Genomic DNA, 24041 nt, shown 5'->3' with positions numbered 1-24041 from the left:
TGCTCGCTGTATGTGTCGAATGTGCGCCTTCTGAGGGCCCCTTCCTGAGCCTCGCGCCCCGAAGCGAGACCGGCCGCGCCAGTACGTCACCACCTGATGCACAGCACGGCCCACTCATGCCCGGCGCACGCGTCGAAGCCATCGTTTTCTGACGGTTCGTCCCGTATCGCGTCCCAGATGTTTGCCCCGTGCCCGGCACCCCGCTGCGCCGTGCACTCGACAGCGACGGAATTCCTGTGATCACCACATCGGGCCTCACGAAGGTCTACCAGTCCCGTGGCCGCGAGGTCACCGCCCTGGACGGCGTCGACCTCCACGTCCGCGAGGGCGAGGTGTACGGAGTCATCGGCCAGAGCGGCGCCGGCAAGTCCTCCCTGATCCGCTGCGTGAACCTGCTGGAGCGCCCCACCACCGGCACCGTCCACGTCGACGGTGTCGACCTCACCGCGCTCGCCGGCCGCGGCCGCCGCGCCGGCAAGGAACTCCGCGAGGCCCGCAGCCGGATCGGCATGGTCTTCCAGCACTTCAACCTGCTGTCCTCCCGCACCGTCCAGGCCAACGTCGAGCTGCCCCTGGAAATCCTCGGCGTCTCCGGCCGCGAGCGCTCCCGCAAGGCCCTGCAACTCCTCGACCTCGTCGGCCTCGCCGACAAGGCCAAGGCCTACCCCACCCAGCTCTCCGGCGGCCAGAAGCAGCGCGTCGGCATAGCCCGCGCCCTGGCCGGCGACCCCAAGGTGCTGCTCTCCGACGAGGCCACCAGCGCCCTCGACCCCGAGACCACCCGCTCCATCCTGAAGCTGCTGCGCGACCTCAACGAGCAGCTCGGCCTGACCGTGCTGCTCATCACGCACGAGATGGACGTCGTCAAGACCGTCTGCGACTCGGCCGCCCTGATGAAGAAGGGCCGCATCGTCGAGTCCGGCACCGTCGCCGAACTCCTCGCCACCCCCGGCTCCGAACTCGCCGGCGAGCTGTTCCCGGTCACCGGCGCCGCCTCCGGCCCCGACCGCACGGTCGTCGACGTCACCTTCCACGGTGAGGCCGCCGCCCAGCCGGTCATCTCGCAGCTCTCGCGCACGTACAACATCGACATCTCGATCCTCGGCGCCGCGATGGACACCGTCGCCGGCCGGCTCATCGGCCGCATGCGCATCGAACTGCCCGGCCGCTACGAGGAGAACGTCGTGCCGGTGGGCTTCCTGCGCGAGCAGGGCCTCCAGGTCGACGTCGTCGACGAGGCCGACGGGATCGACAACGAACTGGCCGAACTGACCGAACTGGCCGAGGATGGTGCCAAGTGACCTGGTCCGAGATGCAGCCCCTGCTCACCCAGGGCACCTACGACACCCTCTACATGGTGCTGTGGTCCACCCTGGTGACCGTGCTCGGCGGACTGCCCATCGGCATCCTGCTGGTCCTCACCGACAAGGGCGGCCTCCTGCAGAACCAGCCGCTCAACAAGGTCCTCGGCGTGATCGTGAACATAGGCCGATCGCTGCCGTTCATCATCCTGCTGATCTTCCTGATCCCGGTCACCACCGCGGTCGTCGGCACCTTCATCGGCCCCACCGCCATGATCGTCCCGCTCGCCATCGGCGCCATCCCCTTCTTCGCCCGGCTCGTCGAGACCGCCGTCCGCGAGGTGGACCACGGCCTGATCGAGGCCGTCGAGTCCATGGGCGGCGGCATCCCGACCCTGGTCGGCAAGGTCCTCCTGCCGCAGGCCCTGCCCTCCCTGGTCGCCGGCGTCACCACCACCGTCATCACCCTCGTCGGCTACTCCGCCATGGCGGGCGCCGTCGGCGGCGAAGGCCTCGGCTCCAAGGCCATCACCTACGGCTTCCAGCGTTTCGAGACCGGCTTCATGGTCGCCACCGTCGTGGTCCTCATCGTCCTCGTCACCGTGGTCCAGCTGATCGGCGACGGCGTCGTACGGCTCCTGGCACGCCGCGGCCGGACGGTCTGACCTCCACCGCGGCCCCGGCCCCACCGATTTCCCCCAGAGCCCGCACTTGTCGTGCTTGGGCCACCACCAGCAAGTCCTCGGTACTTGTTCAGCAAGAAAGGCACTCTTCGTGCGTAAGAACATCAAGCTCACCGCCCTCGCCGCCACCGCCACCGCGCTGACCCTCGGCCTCACCGCCTGCGGCAGCTCCTCGGACCCGTCCTCCGCCAAGGCCGACGGCGGCAAGGCCGACGAGAGCAAGCCGCTCGTCATAGCGGCCTCCCCGAGCCCCCACGCCGACGTCCTGAACTTCGTCAGGGACAAGCTCGCGGCCAAGGAAGGCCTCAAGCTGGAGGTCAAGGAGTTCACGGACTACGTCCTGCCCAACACCGCCACCGAGCAGGGCCAGGTCGACGGCAACTACTTCCAGCACAAGCCGTACCTCGACGACTTCAACAAGAAGAACAACACCCACGTCGTCCCCGTCGTGAACGTGCACCTGGAGCCCCTCGGCCTCTACTCCAAGAAGGTCAAGGCACTCTCCGACATCAAGGCCGGCCAGACCATCGCCGTCCCCAACGACACCACCAACGAGGGCCGCGCGCTCCAGCTGCTGGCCGCGAACAACCTGATCACCCTGAAGGAGGGCGTCGGCACCAGCGCGAAGCTGTCCGACATCACCGACAAGAAGGGCCTGGAGTTCAAGGAGCTGGAGGCCGCCACCGTCCCGCGCGCCCTGGGCGACGTGGACGCCGCGGTGATCAACGGCAACTACGCCATCGAGGCCGACCTGTCGCCCGCCAAGGACGCGCTCGTCCTGGAGAAGGCCGAGGGCAACCCCTACGCCAACTTCCTCGCGGTCAAGGACGGCAACCAGAACGACCCGCGGGTCCAGAAGCTCGCCAAGCTCCTGAACTCCGACGAGGTCAAGAAGTTCATCGAGGAGAAGTACCAGGGCTCGGTCGTCCCGGCCTTCGGCACCCCCGCCTCCTGACCCCGCCGCCCGACCCCTGTCGGGCCCGGACGGTCATGCATCTCGGCCCCGCACGCCCCTGTCGGCGTGCGGGGCCGAGTCCTGCCCGCCCCCGGCGCCGAGTCCTGCCCGCTCCCGGGCAACCCGGCCCTGCACATCCCCCGTTCGATGCTGCATGCTGTGGCCTACGACCCGTGGATCAGGTCCCGCACCAACGGCCCCGCACCACACGGTCGCCTCGCAACACGGTCGCACCACGTTCTCAGGCATGGAGCTGCGCATGACTACCACCTTCCCGGACGTCACCATCAGCACGGACCGGCTGGTGCTGCGCCCGTTCGAGGAGGAGGACGTCACCGCGCTCGCCGAGATGATGAACGACGAGCACATCACCGCCTGGACCTCCGCGCCGCACCCCTACACCCAGGCCGACGCGTATGCCTGGGCCACCCGGGACTCCCACACCGAACGCGCCGAGGGCCGCGGCATCGTCTTCGCCGTCACCGAGTTCCTCACCCAGCGCCTCGTCGGCATCGTCCACCTCCGCAACACCAACTGGCGCACCCGCGCCACCGAGGTCGGCTACGTCACCGCGCCCTGGGCCCGCGGCGAGGGCTACGCCAGCGAGTCCGTCCTCGCCGTCGCCCAATGGCTCTTCCGTGAGCAGGCGTTCGAGCGCCTGGAACTGCGCACCGCCGCCGACAACACCGCCTCCCAGCAGGTCGCCCAGAAGATCGGCTGCATCAGCGAGGGCGTCCTGCGCAACGCGTGGACGGTGCGCACGCAGACCGCCGACGGCGGCTGGGCCGACACCCGTACCGACCTGATCGTCTGGAGCCTCCTGCCCGAGGACCTGGACGAAGGCGACGACTACGACGGGTACGACGGCTACGGGAGCTACGAGAGCCACGACACCCACGGCGGCCACGGCGGACGGCCGGACGGAGCGGTCGCCGGGCAGCGGTCCGACGCGCACGGCCACCCCGTCGGCGCCGACCGGAAATGAACCGATGACCGGGTAGTCTCACCGTGCCCGCCCCTCCCTCCCGCCCCCCCACATCAGGAGACAGACGACGATGGCCGACCGGGTCACGGTGATCGGCTGGGACGGTTCGCCCCTGACCTCGGCCGCCCGGTCCGCGCTCTCCGCCGCCACCCTCGTGGCCGGAGCCGCCCACCACCTCGCACTCCCCGAAGTCCCGCCCGCCGCCGAGCGCATCCGCCTCGGCAGCCTTGGCCTGGCCGCCCGTCGCATCGCCGGCCACCGCGGCACCGCGGTGGTCTTCGCCGACGGCGACCCCGGCTTCTTCGGCGTCGTACGCACCCTGCGCGCTCCGGAGCACGGCCTGGAGGTCGAGGTCGTCCCCGCCGTCTCCTCCGTCGCGGCCGCCTTCGCCCGCGCCGGCATGCCCTGGGACGACGCCCAGGTGGTCGTCGCCCACCCCCGCACCCTGCGGCGCGCCGTCAACGTCTGCCGCGCCCACCCCAAGGTCGCGGTCCTCACCTCGCCCGGCGCCGGCCCCGCCGAACTCGCCCTGCTCCTCGACGGAGTCCACCGCACCTTCGTCGTCTGCGAGGAACTCGGCACGGACCGCGAGCAGGTGAGCGTCCTCACCTCCGACAAGGCCGCCGACCACAGCTGGCGCGACCCGAACGTCGTCATCGTCATCGGCGGCGCGGGCCAGGCCCCGGCCGCCGACCCCGGCTGGCTGCTCGGCCAGGGCGCCGCCCACGGCGCCGACCGCGGCTGGGCCCGCCCGCAGACCGGGGCGGGGGAGGGCGAGGGGGAGTCGGCACTGCTGCACGCGGCCCAACTCGCCCGGCTCGGCCCGCGTACCGGCGACCTCGTCTGGGACATCGGCACCGGATCCGGTGGCGTGGCCGTGGACGCGGCCGCCCTCGGCGCGGCCGTGATCGCCGTGGACGCCGCCCCCGGGGCCCGCGAGCGGGTAACCGCCGCCGCCCGCAAGCGAGGAGTGCAACTGCAGTTCGTCGCCGGGCGCGCCCCGCACGTCCTGGAGAGCCTGCCCGAACCCGACGTCGTCCGCGTCGGCGGCGGCGGCGCCGAGGTCGTCGCGGCCGTCGCCGACCGCCGCCCCGAACGGATCGTCAGCCACGCCTCCACCCGCGACGAGGCGGAGGCCATCGGCCGCGTCCTCACCGAACACGGTTACGACGTCGAGTGCGCCCTCCTCCAGGCCGTCGGCCTGGACCCCCGCACGTGGGCCGAACAGGACCGTTCCGTGGTGTTCCTCCTGGCAGCTCAGCGCCCTGTCGCCCGCTGAGACCAGGGCCGGGGTAGGCTGGCCGATCGTCGTACCGCGCGGACGTTCCGGGCATCACGACACGGCCTGGACGCGCGACGTGGCGCAGTCCACAGAGGACCGTGGTGGTTATGGCCGCCACGATCGCCAACGGGCGCGACAATGCTTACTGGTTGTCGTGCGGGCGCACGTGAGACGGACTCGTCGCACCCGCGACACCGCACGGCAACTCCGCTCGGAGGCCTCGTGGGCGACCGGGCGATCGAAGAGGCAACACGATGGGCGAGGGGTAAGCATGACTGACACCGGCCAGGTCCCGGGCGAGGGTCTCCCGGACAACACGGGCATGGTGGATCAGCAGGGCATCCCCGCCCCGGTCCAGATCCCCGCACCCATGCCCGGTTATGCCTTCCAGGACCTCATGGACAATCCGGCCGAGCCGGAGGACGAGGAACTCCTGCTGATGCCGAGTGCCCAGGGCTCCTGGAGCGACCCGCAGGTCGTCCCGCAGGCCCCCGCCTTCCCCGTGCAGCCCCAGCACGCCGAGCAGCAGATGTACGCCGACGCCTCCTACGGCGCGGGGACCGCGTACGCGGGCGCCCCGGCGGCGTACCCGGAACCCGCCGCGTACACCGAGTTCCCCCAGCCCGCCTTCCCCGAGGGCTCCTACAGCGCGGGCGCCCACGAGACGGGCGGCCGGGACTCCGGAGCGCTCGACCTCGGCGGGCTCGTGCCGCCGCCCGCCGCCCCCGCCGCCCCCGCGTCCCCCGTCCGGCGCCCGCTGCACATGGGGCCGCCCGTGCCCGATGCCACCGGCGGAGTCGTACGCTCCCTCGCGGACCGCGGCCCGGCCGCGACGCCCGCCACGCCCGCGCCGGCCGCCCCCCTCGCCCCCGCGGCGCCCACGACCCCGCTCCACCAGGCCGGCCCCCCGACCATCGGGCCCGAGTACCTGGACGTCCCGCGTGCGGCGGCCGCCCAGGACCCCGCTGCCCCGCAGCTCGGCGAGGTCCCGCCGCAGGCCGGCACGCCGTGGACGCCGGAGCCGGTGCCCGCGCCGGAGCCGGTTGCGGCGCCGGAGCCGCCGTCGGCAGAGGCGGCACAGGCCCCCGAGCCGGTGGCCGCCCCCGAGCCCGTCCAGGTTGCCGAGCCCGTCCAGGCCGCCGTGGAGCCGGAGCCCGAGCCGGTGCCCGCAGAAACGGTGGCTCACGCCCAGGCGCAGCCCGAGGCCGTACCGGCCGAGGCGCTCCCCGTGGCGGAGGGCCCCGAGCCGGTCGCTGCCGAGGCACCGGCCGTCGTACCCGTGGCCGTCGCTCCGGTCGCTCCCGTGGAGCCGGTCGAGGCCGCCGAACCGGTCGGGGCCGTCGCCGCCGAGGCGGTCCAGTCGGCGCCGGTCGAGGCCGCCCCCGTCCCGGCCGAGCCGGTGGCCGTCGAGCCGCAGCCCGTGGCGGCCGCCCCCGAAGAGCAGCCGGTTGCGCCTGTCGCGCCCGAGCCGGTTCAGCCCGAGCCGGTTCAGCCCGAGCCCGTTCAGCCCGAGCCCGTCCAGCCGGAGCCCGTGGCGGTCGCCCCTGCGGAGCCGGTGGCGGCCGTAGCCGCTGCCGTCCCGGTCGAGCCGGTGGCCGTCGAGCCGGAGCCCGTGGCGGCCGCCCCCGAGGAGCCGGTCGGGCAGGTTGAGGCCGTCGATCCCGAGGCACAGCTTGAGGCACAGCCCGAGGCGGAGCCCGCGCCCCAGCCCGGCCCCGAGGCCGAATCCGAAGCCGAATCCGAGGCCGCCGAGGCGGTCGCCGAGGCGGAGCCCGCCGCCGCCGGCGAGCCGGCCCCCGGCTACGCCGACGCCGAGCGTGAGGCCGTCCTGCGCGTGATGCGCGAGCGCCGCGACATCCGCAAGGGCTTCCGCACCGACCCGATCCCGCACGAGGTGTTGCTCCGCGTCCTGGAGGCGGCCCACACCGCGCCCAGCGTCGGCCACTCCCAGCCCTGGGACTTCGTCGTCATCCGCTCCGCCGAGACCCGTCGGACGATGCACGAGCTCGCCCAGCGCCAGCGCGAGGCCTACGCGAAATCGCTGCCCAAGGGCCGGGCGAAGCAGTTCAAGGAACTCAAGATCGAGGCCATCCTCGACACCCCGGTGAACATCGTCGTCACCGCCGACCCCACCCGCGGCGGCCGCCACACCCTCGGCCGGCACACCCAGCCGCAGATGGCCCCGTACTCCTCGGCCCTCGCCGTCGAGAACCTGTGGCTCGCCGCGCGCGCCGAAGGCCTCGGCGTCGGCTGGGTGAGCTTCTTCGACGAGCGCGAGATGGTCCGCGAGCTCGGCCTGCCGGAGCACCTGGAGGTCGTCGCGTACCTGTGCGTCGGCTACGTCGACGAGTTCCCGGAGGAGCCCGAGCTGGCCCAGGCCGGCTGGTCGCAGCGCCGCCCCCTCTCCTGGGTGGTCCACGAGGAGACCTACGGCCGCCGCGCGCTGCCCGGCGAGGAACCGCACGACCTCCTCTCGGAGACGGTCGCCGGCATCCGCCCGCTCGACGCGAAGGCGCTCGGCGAGGCCTGGGAGCGCCAGAAGCGCATGACCAAGCCGGCCGGCGCGCTGGGCATGCTGGAGATCATCTCGGCCCAGCTGGCGGGCCTGTCCCGGGTCTGCCCGCCGCCGATCCCCGAGCCGGCCGCCGTCGCGATCTTCGCGGGCGACCACGGCGTGCACGCCCAGGGCGTCACCCCGTGGCCGCAGGAGGTCACCACGCAGATGGTCGCCAACTTCCTGGGCGGCGGCGCGGTCTGCAACGCCTTCGCCAACCAGGTGGGCGCCGAGGTCTGCGTCATCGACGTCGGCGTCGCGGGCGACCTGCCCGCCACCCCGGGCCTCCTGCCCCGCAAGGTACGCCCGGGCACGGCCGACCTGTCCACCGGCCCGGCGATGACCCGCGAGGAAGCGATCGCGGCGATCGAGGTCGGCATCGAGACGGCCCGCGACCTCGTCGCGGCGGGCAACAAGGCGCTCCTCACGGGCGAGATGGGCATCGCGAACACCACGGTCTCCGCAGCCCTGATCTCGGTCTTCACGGGAGTCGACCCGGCGGAGGTCACCGGCCGCGGCACCGGCATCAACGACGAGACGCACGCCCGCAAGGTCGACGTCGTACGCCGTGCCCTGGAGCTCCACCAGCCCGACCCGGCGGACCCGATCGGCGTCCTCGCCGCGATCGGCGGCCTGGAGCACGCGGCGATCGTGGGCCTCCTCCTGGGTGGCGCGTCCCTGCGCACGCCGGTGATCCTGGACGGCGTCAGCGCCGGGGCCGCCGCGCTGGTGGCCCGTGCCATCGCGCCCGAGTCGCTGTCGGCCTGCATCGCCGGCCACCGCAGCGCCGAGCCGGGACACGTGGCGGCCCTGAACAAGCTGGGCCTGCGCCCCCTGGTCGACCTGGACCTCCGCCTCGGCGAGGGCACCGGAGCCCTGCTGGCCCTCCCGCTGGTCCAGAGCGCGGCCCGCGCGATGCACGAGGTCGCCACGTTCGACTCGGCGGGCGTCACGGAGAAGTAGGCCCGGCCCGGGTCCTGCGGGCGGGCGCCGTTCAAGGAGCGGTGCTCCGCCTCGCACCCCCGCAAGAGGTCCCCGCAAGCCGAGCGAACCCATCGCCGAGCGCCGGTCCGGTCCGGCTCAGGGTTCGCGAGCCGAGGAGACCTGCCGGAGGGGCACCGCCCCACCGCGAAGCCGCCTCGAACCCCGCCCTCCGGGCCGGGACACCCGGGTCCGGTAGGAGCCCCGATCCTTGAGCCGGACCGGCGCTGATCCAGCCCCGCCGGCGTCTGAGGCGCGGGGTCCGGGGCGGAGCCCCGGGAGGCCGGGCGCAGCCCCCGTCCGCGCTACGGGACGGCCCGCGCCGTATGGTGGACCCGCACCGGATCACCGCACGTCAGTACACCGCCGCTCCAACGCCGCAGCGGCACGCACAGAACCGCCGCCTTCAGGAGCCGCACCGCCATGGCCGACACCCCCGCCTACCCCGTAGGACTCCGCCTCGCCGGCCGCCGCGTCGTCGTCATCGGCGGTGGTCAGGTCGCCCAGCGCCGCCTCCCGGCGCTCATCGCGGCCGGCGCCGACGTCCTGCTCGTCTCGCCCTCCGCCACGCCCTCCGTGGACGCCATGGCCGAGACCGGCGAAATCCGCTGGGAGCGCCGCCGCTACCAGGACGGCGACCTCGCCGGTGCCTGGTACGCCCTCATCGCCACGCAGCACCGCGACGTCAACGAGCAGGCATCCGCCGAGGCCGAGCGCGAGCGCGTCTGGTGCGTCCGCGCCGACGACGCCTCCGCGGCCACCGCCTGGACCCCGGCCACCGGCCGCATCGAAGGTGTCACCGTCGCCGTGCTGACGGGCAACGACCCGCGCCGTTCCGCCGCCGTGCGGGACGCGGTGATCGAGGGTCTGCGCGACGGCAGCCTCGCCGCCCCCGGCCACCGCCACAAGTCCACCCCGGGCGTCGCCCTCGTCGGTGGCGGCCCCGGCGACCCCGACCTGATCACCGTGCGCGGCCGCCGCCTCCTCGCCGAGGCCGACGTGGTCATCGCCGACCGGCTCGGCCCCCGCGACCTGCTCGACGAACTCCCCCCGCACGTCGAGGTCATCGACGCCGCGAAGATCCCGTACGGCCGGTTCATGGCCCAGGAGGCCATCAACAACGCGCTGATCGAGCACGCCAAGGCCGGCAAGGCCGTGGTCCGGCTCAAGGGCGGCGACCCGTACGTCTTCGGACGGGGGATGGAGGAGCTGCTGGCCCTCGCCGAGGAGGGGATCCCCTGCACCGTCGTGCCCGGCATCTCCAGCTCCATCTCGGTGCCCGCGGCCGTCGGCATTCCGGTCACCCACCGGGGCGTGGCCCACGAGTTCACCGTGGTCAGCGGCCACGTCGGCCCCGACGACCCGCGGTCCCTCGTGGACTGGGCCTCCCTCGCCAAGCTCACCGGCACCCTGGTGGTCCTCATGGGCGTCGACAAGATCGGCCTGATCGCCGAGGCGCTCGTCCGGCACGGCCGCTCCGCCGACACCCCCGTCGCCGTCGTCCAGGAGGGCACCACCGCCGCCCAGCGCCGGGTGGACGCCACCCTCGCCACGGTCGGCGAGACGGTCCGCGCCGAGGAGGTCCGCCCGCCCGCCGTCATCGTCATCGGCGAGGTCGTCCGTGTCGGAGCCCCGGACCTTCCCCCCACCAGCGCCTGACAGGCCGTTGGCACCGCACCCAGGACAAGGCAGTATCACCCTGTGGCTGATCTCATCACCATCACCGACCCCGACGACCCGCGCCTGCGCGACTACACGGGCCTGACCGACGTCGAACTCCGGCGCAGGCGAGAGCCCGCGGAAGGCCTCTTCATCGCCGAGGGCGAGAAGGTCATCAGACGGGCCAAGGACGCCGGGTACGAGATGCGCTCGATGCTGCTCTCCGCCAAGTGGGTCGACGTCATGCGCGACGTCATCGACGAGCTCCCGGCACCGGTCTACGCCGTCAGCCCCGACCTTGCCGAACGCGTCACCGGTTACCACGTGCACCGGGGGGCCCTCGCCTCCATGCAGCGCAAGCCGCTGCCCACGGCCGAGGAACTCCTGGCCACGACCCGCCGCGTGGTCGTCATGGAAGCGGTCAACGACCACACCAACATCGGGGCCATCTTCCGCAGCGCCGCCGCCCTCGGCATGGACGCGGTGCTCCTGTCGCCCGACTGCGCCGACCCGCTCTACCGGCGCTCGGTGAAGGTCTCCATGGGCGCGGTGTTCTCCGTGCCCTACGCCCGCCTGGAGGCCTGGCCCAAGAGCCTGGACTCGGTGCGCGAGGCCGGCTTCAAACTGCTGGCGCTGACCCCCCACGAGAAGGCGACGCCGATCGAGGTGGCCGCTCCGCAGTCCCTGGAGCGGGTCGCCCTGATGCTCGGTGCCGAGGGCGACGGCTTGTCGACGCGGGCGCTGGTCGCCGCCGACGAGTGGGTGCGCATCCCCATGGCCCACGGTGTGGACTCGCTGAACGTGGGCGCCGCCGCGGCGGTCGCCTTCTACGCGGTGGCCCAGGGCCGGTAGCCGCCCCCTGGCGCTACAGCTTCTGGGCGGCCGCGATGCCCAGCGCCACGACCAGCGTGACCACGATGAACACGATCAGGCGCTGGCGCATCAGCTTCGGGTCCGGCCGCGAGGGGCGCCGTCCCGTACCCGTCGTCCTCGGCGCCGGGCGGCCGCCCGTGCGTCCCGCGGTCGGCCGGGAGGACGGGCCGCCGGGACTGCGCGAGTTGCGCGAGGAGGAGGGCCGCGAGTGCGGGCCGCCGGGTGCGCCGCCCTGGGCCGCCCTGGGCGCGCTGCCGCCCGTACGACGCTCCGCACGCTGCTCCGCGTGGTCCGGGGCGCCCTCGGGCAGCCGTTCCGTCCTCGCCCGCTGCGCGGGCGGGCGGCCGTCCGACAGCCCCTGAGCCTCGCGGGCCGCGATCTCCTTGAGCCGCATCGACAACTGGAGCGTGCTGGGCCGCTCCTCGGGGTCCTTGGCCAGGCAGGCCCGTACCAGGGGCGCCAGTGCGTCCGGGACGCCCTGCAGGTGCGGTTCCTCGTGCACCACGCGGTACAGCATGACCTCGGAACTGCCGTGCCCGAAGGGCGAGTCGGCGGTCGCCGCGTAGGCGAGGGTGGCGCCGAGCGCGAAGACGTCGGTGGCCGGGGTGACGGCGGCGCCCCGAACCTGCTCGGGTGCGAGAAACCCGGGGGAGCCGACGGCCGTACCCACATGGGTGAGGGTGCTCGCCCCGGTCGCCCAGGCGATGCCGAAGTCGATGATCCGCGGGCCCTTGGGGGACAGGAGGATGTTCGAGGGCTTCAGGTCCCGGTGGACGACCCCCGCCTCGTGGACGGCGACCAGCCCCTCGGAGAGCGCGGCGCCGACGGCGGCGATCTGCGCGGCCGTCAGGGGGCCCTCCTCGGCGACCCTGTCGTGCAGCGAGGGCCCGGGCACGTACTGCGTGGCGAACCACGGCCGCTCGGCCTCCAGGTCCGCGGCGACCAGGCGCGCCGTGCACCCGCCCCGGATCCGCCGGGCCGCGGACACCTCGCGGGCGAAGCGCGAGCGGAACTCCTGGTCCTCGGCGAGGTCCGGCCGGATGACCTTGAGGGCGACCCGCTGCCCGCGCCGGTCCGAACCCAGGTAGACCACGCCCATGCCGCCGGCCCCGAGCCGCCGGTGCAGTCTGAACGAGCCGACGACACGCGGGTCCTCGCGCCGGAGCCGCATCATCGCCATGTCCACCCCGCTGACGGTCGTCCTGTTGACGTGGCACAGCTTACGGACCATCCGCCATGCGTGCTCAGAGGCCGCGCCCTCGTCGGGGGATTCGATCGTCAGTGCGGCACAGCACACTTGAGGGAGTCTCAGGGATCCGCGGACCCGGTCCGGCCGTGGCCGACGGGGAGCTCAAACGGCCCTTCAGGCAAGGGGATTGGCGCACCACGGCAGGCCGGCGCGCACCGGAGCGCGCGCCGGAGCCGCCGCGACCCGAGTCGATCTTGCGGATGCCCAGTGGACGGACGCGCATGAACAGGGAGTGACGGAAGTGAGGGAAGTCACTACCCTCCGGTCATCCCCTCGGGGAAGACCCCGACGCAAGGGGGACGCTCTCCACCCAGGGGTGTACACGGCGGGGCCGCCGTCATCCTCCTGGAGGCCCGGCAATGGGTACGAGGGCATGAGGCCGGCGGCCGCCCGCCCGCCTAGTGTTGAAGTCAAGCGGCGGGTGATGCACTCGTCCCCCGAGGTCAAGAGCCCGCCGCTGCCAGACGACAGGGAGAGGGCCATGGCGGGCATCGCACGGCAGGGACGCAAGGCATTCGCGTTCAACAGCCATGAGTCCGGCACCCGCCACCCACTGGTGGCCGCGGCCATGGTGCTCCCCCTGGCCGCGCTGCTGCTCTTCCTCTTCGGAGGATTCGATCAGCTGGCGGCACAGGCGTCGTCCGTGGGCATGATGCCGGGGCGCTGAGCGGCGCCCCGGGCCCGGGAGAGCGGCCCGGGCCGGGACATCGGCCTGTCGTACCCCGTGGGGACGGGGGCGCGACGGACGGCAGGTGAAGGGTGCTGCCCGTACGACTGGGGAGTCGTACGGGCAGCACCCTTTTTGACGCCCGCACACCCGTGTGGAGGAACGCGAGAGCCCCGGCCGTCGAAACGGCCGGGGCTCTCCGGTGGTGCGCGATACTGGGATTGAACCAGTGACCTCTTCCGTGTCAGGGAAGCGCTCTCCCGCTGAGCTAATCGCGCGGGACCGCGGTGCGAAACCGCAGGTGGTACGTGTACTGCGTGCGCGATACTGGGATTGAACCAGTGACCTCTTCCGTGTCAGGGAAGCGCTCTCCCGCTGAGCTAATCGCGCGGGGATCCTTGCGGACCAGTGGACGATACTGGGATTGAACCAGTGACCTCTTCCGTGTCAGGGAAGCGCTCTCCCGCTGAGCTAATCGTCCTTGGAGGTGGAGACGGGATTTGAACCCGTGTAGACGGCTTTGCAGGCCGTTGCCTCGCCTCTCGGCCACTCCACCATGGAGCTGCAGGGGTTCTCGGGAAGATCCCCCACTTCGAGCGGACGACGAGACTCGAACTCGCGACATCCACCTTGGCAAGGTGGTGCTCTACCAACTGAGCTACGTCCGCAGGTCACCTTGTTCGCTCCGGGGTGTTCCCCCTTCGCTCCCTGGCGACGTGTTGAACTCTAGCGGATTCCCCGTCCAGCTCAAAAACGCGTTTCCGCAGCGTGCTGCCGCTCGATCACCACAGGTCACCCGGCCGTCACCGCACCGGCGCGGTCGCGTCGCCGGTCATAGACTCGCAGCCGTGCACGACCTGCCCCCCATGGCCCGCTTCGGCGGCCTCCTCGCGACCGACCTGCGGGATGTCACCAGTGACCCCGCCGCCCTCGACTCCACCGGCTTCTGGGCGGTGGCCGCCGACTTCGAAGGGCGCCTCGTCTGCGCGCGTTTCGGGGACGTGCGACCCGACCCCGTCCCCGAGCCCGCGCCCGGTGCCTGGAGCGGTCCCGGCGCCGACCGGTGGACCTCCTCGCTCGATCGCGCCGCGTACCTCGCCGGAGTACGCCGCATCCGCGAGCACATCGCGGCCGGCGAGGTCTACCAGGCGAACCTCTGCCGGGTGATGTCGGCGCCGCTGCCCGACCCGGACCGCGCCGACGTCGACGCCCTCACCGCGCTCCTTGCCCGCGGCAACCCCGCACCCTTTGCAGGAACGATTCGCCTCGCCGCTCACGGCGTGGAGATCGCCACCGCCTCGCCCGAGCTCTTCCTGCGCCGCAACGGCCGCCGGGTCGAGTCCGGACCCATCAAGGGCACCGGCCGCACCGTCGCCGACCTCCTGCCCAAGGACCACGCCGAGAACGTGATGATCGTGGACCTCGTACGCAACGACCTCGGCCGGGTCTGCGCCACGGGCTCCGTATCCGTTCCCGAGCTGTGCGCCGTCGAGGAGCACCCCGGCCTCGTACACCTCGTCTCCACCGTGAGCGGCGAACTGGCCGACGGCACCGGCTGGCCCGAACTCCTCGACGCGACCTTTCCGCCCGGATCCGTCACGGGCGCGCCCAAGTCCTCCGCCCTGCGGATCATCGAGGCCCTGGAGACCGCCCCGCGCGGCCCCTACTGCGGTGGCATCGGCTGGGTCGACGCCGACCGCGGCGCCGGCGAGCTCGCCGTCGGCATCCGTACCTTCTGGATCGACCGGGCGGCCCCCGGCGGCCCCCGCCTGCTCTTCGGCACCGGGGCCGGCATCACCTGGGGGTCCGACCCCGACCGCGAGTGGGCCGAGACCGAGCTCAAGGCCGCCCGCCTGCTGCGGGTCGCGGCGGGCCGGGAGACCAGCGCGACCCAGGGGGCGAACGGCACCACCGGAAGGACAGCACCATGAGAATCTGGCTCGACGGAGCCCTGAGGGACGTCGACAGCGCGACGGTGTCCGTCCTGGACCACGGGCTCACCGTGGGCGACGGCGTCTTCGAGACGCTCAAGGCCGTTCGCGGCCGGCCCTTCGCGCTCACCCGCCACCTGGAACGGCTGACCCGCTCGGCCCGCGGCCTCGGCCTCCCCGACCCCGACCTCGACGAGGTGCGCCGCGCCTGCGCCGCCGTCCTGGAGGCCGAACCGGTCGAGCACGGGCGGCTGCGCCTCACCTACACCGGCGGCGTCGCCCCGCTCGGCTCCGACCGCGGCGACGCCGCGCCCACCCTGATCGCCGCCGTCGCCGCGTCCCCCCGCCGCCCGGACACCACCTCCGTCGTCACGGTTCCCTGGGTCCGCAACGAGCGCTCCGCCGTGGCCGGCCTGAAGACCACCTCGTACGCCGAGAACGTGGTCGCGCTCGCCGCCGCGTACCGGGCCGGGGCCTCGGAGGCGCTGCTGGCCAACACCGTCGGGCGGCTCTGTGAAGGCACGGGCTCCAACGTGTTCGTCGTGCTCGACGGGGAACTGCACACCCCGCCCCTGCAATCCGGCTGCCTCGCCGGCATCACCCGGGCCCTCATCGTCGACTGGGCCGGCGCCAAGGAGACCGACCTGCCCTTCGAGGTGCTCGCGGAGGCCGAGGAGGTCTTCGTGACCTCCTCGCTGCGCGACGCCCAGGCGGTCGTCCGCCTCGACGGCCGCAAACTCGGAACCGGAACGGGAACCGGTCCCGGACCCGTCACGGCCGAGGTCATGCGGATCTTCGAGGTGAAGGCCGGCGCGGACCTCGACCCGTGACCCCCCGATCCGTGAACACCGGTCCGCGCACACCAGTGACGTGGAGCCGCGGGGCAGGTAGAACTCCAAGTGATGACCACCACCCTGCGGCCCGCGCAGCCGCTCCAGCGAAACAGTGACGGCACCCGGCGGCAGACCTACGAGGTCCGGGTCAACAGCCGTCGGGTCGGCACGCTCGAACTGGCCACCCGGTCCGCCGCCCAGCCCTCCATCGGCGTGATCCGGGGGCTGCGGATCGAGGAGGGCGACCGCCGGCGCGGCCGCGGCACGGTCGCCGCGCTCGCCGCCGAGGAGGTGCTGCGCTCCTGGCGCTGCACCGGGATCGCGGTGTCGGTGCCCGCCGACGCCGAACCGGCGCTGCGGATGGCCGCGGCCCTGGGCTACCGGGAGACCGGCCGGATCATGGTCAAGGAACTGCCGGCGCAGCCGCCGGGCCTCCCGGCGGGCAGCGTCGGCCGGCCGATGACCCGGGCCGAGTTCGACGCCTGGCTCGAACCGGGCATCGTGGAGTACGGCCGCCGGCTCGTCGCCCCGGGCATGACCGACGAGCAGGGTGTGGCCGCCTCCCGAGCCGAACACGCCAGGATGCTGCCCGACGGCCCGGACACCCCCGGAGCGGACTTCCTCCTGCTGGAGACCCCGGCGGGGGAGACCCTGGGCACGGTGTGGATCGGGGAGTGCGAACTGCCCGGCCTCGGCGCCGTCCCGTACGTGTACGACGTCAAGGTCGCCCCCGAGCACCGCGGGCAGGGCCACGGGCGGACCCTCATGCTCCTCGCCGAGCGGACCGTCCTGGCCGCCGGAGGCCGCCGGCTGGGCCTGCACGTGGTCGAGGGCAACACCCCGGCCCGGCGGCTCTACGAGTCGCTCGGCTACCGGGACATCGCGGTCAACGCTTCCAAGGAGCTGATCTAGGGAGTGTCGTCGAAGTGGCGTCGGCCGGCCGAAGGGCGGGGCGGGCGCCCCGCCGGCCAGGCGGGACTTTGACGACGCGATCTAGGACGCGGTCAGACGGTCGACGATCTCCTCGATGCGGGCGCGCAGGCCCTCCTGGCTCTTGCCGCCGTCGAGACGCTCGCCGTCGATCACGTACGTCGGGGTGCCGGTCACGCCGATCGCCTTGCCCTCGGCCTGGTCGGCGTCGACGATCAGGATGTGCCGTCCGTCGATCAGGGCGGTGTCGAACTCCTCGACGTCCAGACCCAGACCGCGGGCCACGTCCAGCAGCACGGGCTCGCCCTTCTCGGCCAGCTCCGCCGTACGGGCCAGCAGGGCCTCCGCGTAGGGCCAGCCCTGCCCCTGCTCGGCGGCCTCCTCGGCCGCCTGCGCGGCGGCGAACGCGTGCTTGTGCTTCTCCAGGGGGAAGTGGCGCAGCCGGATGTCCAGCCGGTCGCCGTAGCGGGCCCGCAGGGCACGGACGTCGTCCAGGGCGCGGTGGCAGTCCGGGCACTGCAGTTCGCACCAGACGTCGAGGATCACGGAATCGGTCATGCGAACAGTCTCCCAGCCCCCGCCCGCCCCACCGACCGGCACCTGCGGAGGACCCCGACCCCGAGATCCCCCGGAGATCCGTACGGGGGCGGCCCAGCGCCTGGCCCGTACGGCGGCGGGCGGTGCACGATGGACGGACGGGGACAGATCGCCCCGCCGCCGAGAGTCCGGAGGACCGCATGCTTGCCGAGACCATTTGCTCCGCGGTGTCCGCGGCGGGCCTGGGCATCGCCGCTGTGACCGCCTACCGCAGGCGGTTCCTGGCCGCCGCGCGGATCACCGCGTACGCGCTGGTGCCCGTCGGCCTCGTGATGACGGGTGTCGTGGAGTGGCTGACCGGCATCGTCTTCAACCCGACCGTCTGGCTCGGATTCGGGCTGCTGGGCCTGGCCTGGCTGATCCTCGCCACCACCCGGGCCGTGGAGCGGCGCCGCCCTGGCGGTGCCGGCGAGCCCGTGAAGAAGGCGAAGACCGGCCCCTCCCCGGAGGCCGTCGCCCCGGCCGCCTCCAAGCCCTCCCTGGGCAGCGCCGGCCCGACCCGGGCCCCCGCGGACGACTTCTCCGACATCGAGGCCATCCTCAAGAAGCACGGCATCTGACCCGCCCGCCGAGGCGCGCCCGCACGGATCCCACGCTCTCGGGTCCCTGTCACCGAGTGACAGTGGTCGAGTCCTCGGGCGGAAGCGGGGGCGCACGCCAGGGGCACGCGGTGCAGGTTGCGGGCGCGGCCTCGGTGCGCGGTGTCGGCGCGGAATGCACGCCGGGGGGTGAACGGGGGCGGAGAGGGCGGTGCGTCCACGAGATCGAGCGAACTGCCGCGCGAGTGTTGGCGTGTTGAGGGGTGCGGGGCGGCGCGCTGCGCCATCATCGCCCCGACATGTTCGAGACATCGCAGAGTGACCCCGTGGTGCCCGTCGCGGTACCCGACCCTGTCGCCGACGAGCCGCGGGGCTGTCTGTTCGCGCTTTCCCAGCCACCCCTGATGATCTTCCTAGCGGTGATCGGAATCCTGTTGCTGCTCGCCGCCGTGCACGATCTCTTCCTGCTCTGACGGTCCCGCGTCGGCCTCCTTGCGGCGGGCCCGGTACGCCGCAACGTGCAGCCGGTTCCCGCAGGTCCGGCTGTCGCAGTAGCGCCGGGACCGGTTCCGCGAGAGGTCCACGAAGGCGCGCCGGCAGTCGGGGGCCTCGCAGCGGCGCAGCCGCTCCTGTTCCCCGGAGACCACGATGAAGGCCAGTGCCATGCCGCCGTCGGCCGCCAGGTGGTCGCCCACCGACGCGCCCGGCGCGAAGTAGTGCACGTGCCAGTCGTAGCCGTCGTGGTCGGTCAGCTGCGGGGTGGTGCCCGCGGTCGCCACCAGCTCGTTGATCAGCACGGACGCGGCGCGGGCGGTCGGCGCCGCGAAGACCTGGGCGAACTTCGAGCGCACGGTCCGCACACCGGCCAGATCGCGGGCGCCGAGCTCACCGACGTCGCTGATCGAGTACTCCTGGACGAAGTCGCGCAGCGCGCCGATGTCCGAGAGCCCGTCGGGCTGGTCAGATTCGGCCGCGGTGTTCACCAGCGCGACGACGACGTCGAGCGCGCGACGGGTGTCGTGTGGGATCTGCACGGTGTCTCCCTGGGGGCCGGGCCTGCGGCGACGGGCGCCGCCGATGCCGCCCGACAATAGCCGGTCCCCGCACAGCACACAGGCGCCGTCCTCGCGGGTGGCTTCCGCGGGAACAGCGCCGGGCGCAGGCGTATGTGGTTGTCCGCTCCGCACCGTCGCCCCGAGTCGGACGGTGCCGAGCGGCTGAGAGCCTGGCTCAGCTTTCGGCCAGGATGTGGGAGAGCTCCTTGTCGAGGTCGAAGTGCCGGTGCTCGGTCCCGGGTGGAACCGCGGCGTCCGTCCGCTTGAGGAACGACTCCAGGGCTCGGGCGGGTGCTTCGAGAAGCGCTTCTCCCTCCGGTGAGCTCAGGGCGATGCAGACGACGCCCTGACCGTGACTGCGGGAGGGCCAGACGCGGACGTCGCCGGTACCGGTGGGCCGGTGGAGGCCCTCCGCGAGGAGGTCGCGGGCGAACACCCATTCGACCGTCTCCTCGGCGCCGGTGTGGAAGGTGGCGTGCACGGCGTAGGGGTCGGCCGTGTCATACCGCAGGCCCGCGGGAACAGGCAGTGAGGACTCGCTCGACACAACGAGGCGCAGGTGCAGCTCGCAGCTGACCGTGGTGTTCATAAGCGCCAGGGCCTTTCGCTCAGTGTGCGCTCGGGGATTCGCACGTCGGCGAAATCGACATGCCACCTACGGTGCCGTTGTAAACCCCTCTGACCGTTTTGCGGACCTCTGGGTCCCTCGGACGGCGGATCCAAACCGCCGTTCCCGTGTGCTTCCCGACTCGGGTAGATTCGACCTATGAATACGGGGAGTGACCGCGGAACGAACGAGTCCGCTACCGGTGACGCCGCCACGGAAGCCACCGCACAGGCCGCCGGCGAGAACGGCGAGGAGGCGGCGGAGGAAAAGCCGCACGTCTCGAAGGCGCCCGCCTTCATCAAGGCCCGCAAGAGCCTGCACCTCAGCTGGCAGGTCGGAGTCTTCGTCGTCGGACTCGCGGTGATCGCCGCCGGCGTCGCCATGCTCGTCCTGCCCGGCCCCGGCTGGGTCGCGATCTTCGCGGGCCTGGCGATCTGGGCCACCGAGTTCGCCTGGGCCCACCTCGTGCTGCGCTGGACCAAGCGCAAGGTCACCGAGGCCGCCCAGAAGGCGCTCGACCCGAAGGTGCGCCGCCGCAACATCATCCTGACCACCACGGGCCTCGTCATCGCGGGCGCCCTGATCGGCTTCTACCTTTGGAAGTACGGGCTCGTCCTGCCCTGGGACCTCAAGGACCAGTGACGGTCAAAGAGCACCGCTGACATGGGGTAATGTTTGCGGTGCGTCCGGGCGATTAGCTCAGTGGGAGAGCACTTCGTTCACACCGAAGGGGTCACTGGTTCGAACCCAGTATCGCCCACCCGGACCAGAGGCCCGGAGACTTCACCGTCTCCGGGCCTCTGGCGTTCCCGCCCTGCCACGACCTAGCGCAGCCGCCCGATCGCGGACCGCAGCCTGCGGGCGTCGCGCAGCCGCTTCTCGTACGTCGCGCCCACCGCAAGCAGCAGCACGCCCGCCAGGGCCGGCGGCACCCAGCGCGGTAGCGCCCCCGCGACCTGCACCACGTACGGGGCCAGCTCGTGCACCGCCACCGCCGCCAGCACCGCGCCGCCCAGCAGGAGCGGGGCCTGCAGCCGCCACCGGCCGCCCGCCAGGGTCACCGCCAGCGCGGCCACCCCCAGCACCAGCGGGCGCACCCAGCCCGCGTCGCCCCAGGCCGCCAGCAGGCTCGGCAGCAGCGTCGCCGCCAGCCCCGGTCCGTACGCCGTCCAGGACGAGGCCCGCGCGTCCCGGCGCCTGCGCAGGAAGCCCACCGCGAGCGCGGGCACGGTGACCGGCAGCGTGTAGGCCTCCGGGGCCGTGATCCCGGCCTCCGCCAGCCGTACCCACGTCGCCGCCGCGAACAGCGCACCCGCCGCCCAGCCCAGCACCCGCCGCTCCGGCCGCACCGCGGCCCCCGCGCAGAGCACCCCGGACAGCGCCAGGACCAGCGCCAGCGTCCCGGGCCGCCCCGCGGACAGGGCCAGGGCCAGGACACCCGACACGGCCGCCGCGATCTCGGCCGGCAGCCGCACGGCCCCCAGCCGCGGCCCGAGGGCCGCCACCAGCGCCGGCACCGCGAGCACGGGCAGCGCCCACCAGACCACCGCCAGGTCCGTCACCGCGGCAGCCGCCACCGACAGCCCCGTCGCGTAACCGACCGCGCACACGGCCGCCCCCGAGCGCACCCACCGCGCGGCGGCCCCGTACGCCGCTCCCGCCGCACAGGCCGCGCCCAGCAGGCCCCAGACCGCGAAGGTCGCCGTGCGGCCGTCCAGCGCGCCCAGGGACACGTTCACGGCGCCCGCCAGCGCACACCCGGCCGCTGCGATCCCGGCCCCCCGCCCGGAGGAGCGCAGGGCCAGGGCCCCCGCCGCGCCCGTCACCGCGAGCTGCACCGCGAACACCGCCGCCACCGGGAACCCCAGCAGCACCGGCGCCGAGAACAGGCCCGCCCAGGCCGGCACCACCGCCAGAACTCCGGGCTCCGGCCGCGCCGACACCCGCGACAGCCACCAGGCCGCCGCCGCCGTCAGCAGCAGCCCCACCGCGGGCGACGCCCCCGGACCGTACGGGTCCGCCGCCGGGGTGGTCGCGGCCCACACCTCCTCCAGCACCCGCAGCCGGGCCGCCAGCACCGGAGCCACCGCCGCGCCGGCCGCCAGCGCGCCGAGGGCGCCCACCACCGCACCGGCCGCGACCGCTCCGCGCCGCACCGCCTCCGGCAGCGCGGGCACCCGTACCGCCGCCAGCAGCGGCAGACCCACCAGCAGGTGCGCCACCACCGCCCAGCCCGGTGAGAGCTCCGGCCGGGCCACGCCGGCCACGGCCACCACGGCCGCCACGCCGCCCACCAGCGCGGCACCCCAGACCCGCGGCTCCCGCCAGGCGGCCGCCGCGCCCAGGGCCGCGCCCGCCAGCAGCAGCGCCGCCGGAGCCAGGGCCTGCGCCGCCGACCCCGCCGACCACGACTGGACCGCCCCGACGAGCAGCGCCGCCGAGCCCAGCAGCGCCGCCGGGACCGCCGCCGCCCGGACCCGCAGCGCCAGCGCCGCGTCCAGCGCCGCCGTCACCAGCAGCGCCCAGCCGAGCCCCAGCGGGCCCGCCTGCCAGGCCACCGCCGCCAGCGGCAGCGGCAGCTGCGCCGCGACCACCGCCGCCGGCAGCGGGATCCGCAGCGTGCGCAGCGCCGACCCGTACCCGGCCCACACCGCCGCCAGCACCGCGGCCGCGCCGGCCGCGTACCCGGTGCCGTCCGCGTCCGGCATGCCGACCGCGTACAGGGCGTACGCGTCCAGCACCGTCAGCAGCAGCCCCACGGCGGCCACCGACTCCGCCGTCGACCGCAGCCCGCGGCGCAGCAGCACAGCGGGGGCGGCCAGCGCCGCCGCCGTCACCACGGCCAGCACCGCCGAACGCCCGGCGATCCCCATGGACCCCCAGCTGACCAGAGTGAACGCCAGCGCGGCCACGGCCAGGAGCACCGCGCCCAGGGTGAGCAGCACGTTCTGCGCGCCGGGAGCCGAAGCCTCCTTCGCCGGGCCGGCGGACCGGGCGGGCGGGGCCGGCGAACCGGACGCGGCGGGCCCCCAGGGGGCCACCGCCGCACCCGACTGCTGGAGCAGACGCAGCAGCCAGTCCCGGCGGGCCAGCAAATACAGGCGCCGGGCATCGAGTTGGGCCAGCTCACGGTCGATGAGCGCCAGCTCTTCGGCCGGCGGCAGAGGGGAGTTCATATGCGGAGTGTGGCGCCCGTCACCCGGTCAGGGCATGGGCGGGGGTACTCAAGTACGCCCTGAGTACCCCCGGGCGGGCCCGGCCGGGGAAGCGGTTTGAACCAGCCCCGAGGCTTCTGTATTGTTCAGTGCGTTCCCGGGCGATTAGCTCAGCGGGAGAGCACTTCGTTCACACCGAAGGGGTCACTGGTTCGATCCCAGTATCGCCCACCGGGTCAGGCCGGTCCGTCGACGACGGACCGGCCTTCCGCATGTCCGGGCCTCCTGCCCGGCTACGCGGCCGCCGACAGGTCCGGCCGCAGCGGCCAGTGCGGATCAACCGGCTCCGGGGTGCCCTGCCGCGCGAACCACGCCTGCAGCCCGCGCGCCTGCGCCGCGTGCCACACCGCCTGCAGCGTGTGGAGTTCGGCCGGCGTCAGCCGCTCCAGCCGCGAGGCGAACCGGCGCCCCACCGCCCGTACGAGCTCCAGCGAGGCCAGCGCGTCCGCCGCCGCGTCGTGCGCGCCCTCCAGCTCGATCCCGTAGTGCGCGCACAGGTCCGTCAGCGTCCGGCGGCCCTTGCGGTACCGGTCCAGGTGCTTGTCCAGCACCCGCGGGTCCAGCACTGTCAGCGGCCGGTTGTCCAGGTATCGCGACAACGACGACGCCCGGTGCCGGCGCAACTCCCGGTCCAGCAGCGTCAGGTCGAACGGGGCGTTCATCACCACCACCGGCCGGCCCGCGATCTGCTGCTCCCCGAGCGCGCGGGCTATCTCCTCCACCACCGGCGCCGGCCAGCGCCCGTGGCGCTGCAGGTGCTCGTCGGTGAGGCCGTGCACTTCCGTCGCGCCCGCGGGCACCGGCACGCCGGGATTGACCAGCCAGCGCGTCGTGCGGACCCGGCCGCCCGCGCACTCCTGCACGATGAGCGCGGCGGACACGATCCGGTCCTGCTCCACGTCCACCCCGGTCGTCTCCGTGTCGAATGCGGCCAGCGGGCCCTCATACCAGCGGTTCATGGCGAACTCCTCGTCCCCGGTCGGCAGTTGGGGTGCAGCCGGGCGCCGCCGCCTCGGAACGTGCCGCCCCTGCCCGAATCGGTGATACCCGGGCTGTTTGTTCCGTACGCCGTTTGCCGCGACCCGGGTGCGGAGACAACATCCATGGGAGGCCGTACACATGACCGGTCGTCACCCACCCACCAC

20 protein-coding genes and 7 tRNA genes are annotated in these 24041 nt (G+C 73.5%); 16 read left to right on the top strand and 11 right to left on the bottom strand.

Annotation, left to right across the window (positions count from 1 at the left end; translation table 11 throughout):
* Positions 1-236: 236 nt before the first annotated feature.
* From ACZ3X1_RS21485 to ACZ3X1_RS21450, 8 genes are all read left to right on the top strand, one after another.
* Positions 237-1301 (top strand): methionine ABC transporter ATP-binding protein, encoded by a 1065-nt coding sequence (locus ACZ3X1_RS21485; protein ID WP_467280740.1) that lies wholly within the window; start codon positions 237-239, stop codon positions 1299-1301.
* Positions 1298-1966: a methionine ABC transporter permease gene (locus tag ACZ3X1_RS21480; protein ID WP_356814553.1), complete on the top strand. Its 669-nt coding sequence runs from the start codon at positions 1298-1300 to the stop codon at positions 1964-1966. The genes ACZ3X1_RS21485 and ACZ3X1_RS21480 overlap by 4 nt, the downstream gene beginning before the upstream one ends.
* A gap of 109 nt (positions 1967-2075) precedes the next feature.
* The gene (locus ACZ3X1_RS21475; RefSeq protein ID WP_467280642.1) at positions 2076-2939 is read left to right on the top strand and encodes a MetQ/NlpA family ABC transporter substrate-binding protein; all 864 of its coding nucleotides are present in this window, start codon (positions 2076-2078) and stop codon (positions 2937-2939) included.
* A gap of 259 nt (positions 2940-3198) precedes the next feature.
* Positions 3199-3924, top strand: a complete 726-nt coding sequence (locus tag ACZ3X1_RS21470) for a GNAT family N-acetyltransferase (protein WP_356814555.1) — start codon at positions 3199-3201, stop codon at positions 3922-3924.
* Between the two features lie 70 nt (positions 3925-3994).
* Positions 3995-5203 (top strand): precorrin-6y C5,15-methyltransferase (decarboxylating) subunit CbiE, encoded by a 1209-nt coding sequence (gene cbiE, locus ACZ3X1_RS21465; RefSeq protein ID WP_467280641.1) that lies wholly within the window; start codon positions 3995-3997, stop codon positions 5201-5203.
* A gap of 274 nt (positions 5204-5477) precedes the next feature.
* Positions 5478-8723 (top strand): nicotinate-nucleotide--dimethylbenzimidazole phosphoribosyltransferase, encoded by a 3246-nt coding sequence (cobT, locus tag ACZ3X1_RS21460; RefSeq protein ID WP_467280640.1) that lies wholly within the window; start codon positions 5478-5480, stop codon positions 8721-8723.
* A 441-nt stretch (positions 8724-9164) separates the two neighbouring features.
* On the top strand, positions 9165-10400 hold the full coding sequence (gene cobA, locus ACZ3X1_RS21455; RefSeq protein ID WP_356814558.1) for a uroporphyrinogen-III C-methyltransferase: 1236 nt from the start codon (positions 9165-9167) through the stop codon (positions 10398-10400).
* Positions 10401-10442: 42 nt separating this feature from the next.
* Positions 10443-11252, top strand: coding sequence for a TrmH family RNA methyltransferase (locus tag ACZ3X1_RS21450; RefSeq protein WP_356814559.1), 810 nt, complete (start codon positions 10443-10445; stop codon positions 11250-11252).
* Between the two features lie 13 nt (positions 11253-11265).
* Here the strand turns inward: ACZ3X1_RS21450 and ACZ3X1_RS21445 are convergent, their stop codons facing one another.
* Positions 11266-12453 carry a serine/threonine-protein kinase gene (locus ACZ3X1_RS21445; RefSeq protein ID WP_390078076.1) on the bottom strand — a complete coding sequence of 396 codons (1188 nt, stop codon included), beginning with the start codon at positions 12451-12453 and terminating at the stop codon, positions 11266-11268.
* A 550-nt stretch (positions 12454-13003) separates the two neighbouring features.
* On the opposite strand from ACZ3X1_RS21445, the gene ACZ3X1_RS21440 reads away from it, so the two are divergent.
* The gene (locus ACZ3X1_RS21440) at positions 13004-13189 is read left to right on the top strand and encodes a hypothetical protein (RefSeq protein ID WP_030032802.1); all 186 of its coding nucleotides are present in this window, start codon (positions 13004-13006) and stop codon (positions 13187-13189) included.
* A gap of 203 nt (positions 13190-13392) precedes the next feature.
* Here ACZ3X1_RS21440 and ACZ3X1_RS21435 read toward each other — a convergent pair.
* From ACZ3X1_RS21435 to ACZ3X1_RS21415, 5 genes are all read right to left on the bottom strand, one after another.
* Positions 13393-13467: transfer RNA gene (locus ACZ3X1_RS21435), tRNA-Val, on the bottom strand.
* A gap of 40 nt (positions 13468-13507) precedes the next feature.
* Positions 13508-13579, bottom strand: a tRNA-Val gene (locus ACZ3X1_RS21430).
* A 19-nt stretch (positions 13580-13598) separates the two neighbouring features.
* Positions 13599-13670 (bottom strand) — tRNA-Val (locus ACZ3X1_RS21425).
* Between the two features lies 1 nt (position 13671).
* Positions 13672-13745 (bottom strand) — tRNA-Cys (locus ACZ3X1_RS21420).
* A 39-nt stretch (positions 13746-13784) separates the two neighbouring features.
* Positions 13785-13857: transfer RNA gene (locus ACZ3X1_RS21415), tRNA-Gly, on the bottom strand.
* A gap of 180 nt (positions 13858-14037) precedes the next feature.
* On the opposite strand from ACZ3X1_RS21415, the gene ACZ3X1_RS21410 reads away from it, so the two are divergent.
* From ACZ3X1_RS21410 to ACZ3X1_RS21400, 3 genes are all read left to right on the top strand, one after another.
* A complete protein-coding gene (locus ACZ3X1_RS21410; RefSeq protein ID WP_467280639.1) occupies positions 14038-15120 on the top strand; it encodes a chorismate-binding protein in 1083 nt (360 codons plus the stop codon).
* Positions 15117-15950: an aminotransferase class IV gene (locus tag ACZ3X1_RS21405; RefSeq protein ID WP_356814561.1), complete on the top strand. Its 834-nt coding sequence runs from the start codon at positions 15117-15119 to the stop codon at positions 15948-15950. The genes ACZ3X1_RS21410 and ACZ3X1_RS21405 overlap by 4 nt, the downstream gene beginning before the upstream one ends.
* A 72-nt stretch (positions 15951-16022) precedes the next feature.
* Entirely contained in the window at positions 16023-16865 is an 843-nt protein-coding gene (locus tag ACZ3X1_RS21400; RefSeq protein WP_467280638.1) for a GNAT family N-acetyltransferase, read from the top strand.
* An 81-nt stretch (positions 16866-16946) separates the two neighbouring features.
* Here ACZ3X1_RS21400 and ACZ3X1_RS21395 read toward each other — a convergent pair whose 3' ends face one another.
* On the bottom strand, positions 16947-17441 hold the full coding sequence (locus tag ACZ3X1_RS21395; protein ID WP_356814563.1) for a DsbA family protein: 495 nt from the start codon (positions 17439-17441) through the stop codon (positions 16947-16949).
* 179 nt (positions 17442-17620) lie between these two features.
* Here ACZ3X1_RS21395 and ACZ3X1_RS21390 point away from each other — a divergent pair, with 179 nt between their 5' ends.
* Positions 17621-18040 carry a hypothetical protein gene (locus ACZ3X1_RS21390; protein WP_362625985.1) on the top strand — a complete coding sequence of 140 codons (420 nt, stop codon included), beginning with the start codon at positions 17621-17623 and terminating at the stop codon, positions 18038-18040.
* A gap of 392 nt (positions 18041-18432) precedes the next feature.
* On the opposite strand, the gene ACZ3X1_RS21385 is transcribed toward ACZ3X1_RS21390, so the two are convergent.
* A complete protein-coding gene (locus ACZ3X1_RS21385; RefSeq protein WP_356814565.1) occupies positions 18433-19053 on the bottom strand; it encodes a CGNR zinc finger domain-containing protein in 621 nt (206 codons plus the stop codon).
* A 196-nt stretch (positions 19054-19249) separates the two neighbouring features.
* A complete protein-coding gene (locus tag ACZ3X1_RS21380; RefSeq protein WP_030011909.1) occupies positions 19250-19663 on the bottom strand; it encodes an SsgA family sporulation/cell division regulator in 414 nt (137 codons plus the stop codon).
* Between the two features lie 177 nt (positions 19664-19840).
* Here ACZ3X1_RS21380 and ACZ3X1_RS21375 point away from each other — a divergent pair, with 177 nt between their 5' ends.
* Both ACZ3X1_RS21375 and ACZ3X1_RS21370 read left to right on the top strand, forming a co-directional pair.
* The gene (locus ACZ3X1_RS21375; protein WP_467280637.1) at positions 19841-20323 is read left to right on the top strand and encodes a TIGR02611 family protein; all 483 of its coding nucleotides are present in this window, start codon (positions 19841-19843) and stop codon (positions 20321-20323) included.
* Positions 20324-20369: 46 nt separating this feature from the next.
* A tRNA-Val gene (locus ACZ3X1_RS21370) sits at positions 20370-20441 on the top strand.
* A gap of 64 nt (positions 20442-20505) precedes the next feature.
* On the opposite strand, the gene ACZ3X1_RS21365 is transcribed toward ACZ3X1_RS21370, so the two are convergent.
* Entirely contained in the window at positions 20506-22857 is a 2352-nt protein-coding gene (locus ACZ3X1_RS21365) for an SCO7613 C-terminal domain-containing membrane protein (protein WP_467280636.1), read from the bottom strand.
* 138 nt (positions 22858-22995) lie between these two features.
* Between ACZ3X1_RS21365 and ACZ3X1_RS21360 the strand changes: the two genes are divergently transcribed.
* A tRNA-Val gene (locus ACZ3X1_RS21360) sits at positions 22996-23067 on the top strand.
* A gap of 62 nt (positions 23068-23129) precedes the next feature.
* Here ACZ3X1_RS21360 and ACZ3X1_RS21355 read toward each other — a convergent pair.
* The gene (locus tag ACZ3X1_RS21355) at positions 23130-23855 is read right to left on the bottom strand and encodes a 3'-5' exonuclease (RefSeq protein ID WP_356813142.1); all 726 of its coding nucleotides are present in this window, start codon (positions 23853-23855) and stop codon (positions 23130-23132) included.
* Positions 23856-24041 lie beyond the last annotated feature (186 nt).

The sequence above is a fragment of the Streptomyces sp. NPDC023541 genome, from assembly GCF_055559995.1.
This window is presented reverse-complemented; position numbering and strand designations above follow the sequence as displayed.

Bases quoted from the DNA above. Each gene is read 5' to 3' on its own strand.
- ACZ3X1_RS21355 (WP_356813142.1), bottom strand. From the start codon at position 23,855: ATGAACCGCTGGTATGAGGGCCCGCTGGCCGCATTCGACACGGAGACG.
- ACZ3X1_RS21365 (WP_467280636.1), bottom strand. From the start codon at position 22,857: ATGAACTCCCCTCTGCCGCCGGCCGAAGAGCTGGCGCTCATCGACCGT.
- cbiE (WP_467280641.1), top strand. From the start codon at position 3,995: ATGGCCGACCGGGTCACGGTGATCGGCTGGGACGGTTCGCCCCTGACC.
- ACZ3X1_RS21395 (WP_356814563.1), bottom strand. From the start codon at position 17,441: ATGACCGATTCCGTGATCCTCGACGTCTGGTGCGAACTGCAGTGCCCG.
- ACZ3X1_RS21375 (WP_467280637.1), top strand. From the start codon at position 19,841: ATGAATACGGGGAGTGACCGCGGAACGAACGAGTCCGCTACCGGTGAC.
- ACZ3X1_RS21440 (WP_030032802.1), top strand. From the start codon at position 13,004: ATGGCGGGCATCGCACGGCAGGGACGCAAGGCATTCGCGTTCAACAGC.
- ACZ3X1_RS21390 (WP_362625985.1), top strand. From the start codon at position 17,621: ATGCTTGCCGAGACCATTTGCTCCGCGGTGTCCGCGGCGGGCCTGGGC.
- cobT (WP_467280640.1), top strand. From the start codon at position 5,478: ATGACTGACACCGGCCAGGTCCCGGGCGAGGGTCTCCCGGACAACACG.
- ACZ3X1_RS21470 (WP_356814555.1), top strand. From the start codon at position 3,199: ATGACTACCACCTTCCCGGACGTCACCATCAGCACGGACCGGCTGGTG.
- ACZ3X1_RS21400 (WP_467280638.1), top strand. From the start codon at position 16,023: ATGACCACCACCCTGCGGCCCGCGCAGCCGCTCCAGCGAAACAGTGAC.
- ACZ3X1_RS21445 (WP_390078076.1), bottom strand. From the start codon at position 12,453: ATGGCGATGATGCGGCTCCGGCGCGAGGACCCGCGTGTCGTCGGCTCG.
- cobA (WP_356814558.1), top strand. From the start codon at position 9,165: ATGGCCGACACCCCCGCCTACCCCGTAGGACTCCGCCTCGCCGGCCGC.
- ACZ3X1_RS21405 (WP_356814561.1), top strand. From the start codon at position 15,117: ATGAGAATCTGGCTCGACGGAGCCCTGAGGGACGTCGACAGCGCGACG.
- ACZ3X1_RS21380 (WP_030011909.1), bottom strand. From the start codon at position 19,663: ATGAACACCACGGTCAGCTGCGAGCTGCACCTGCGCCTCGTTGTGTCG.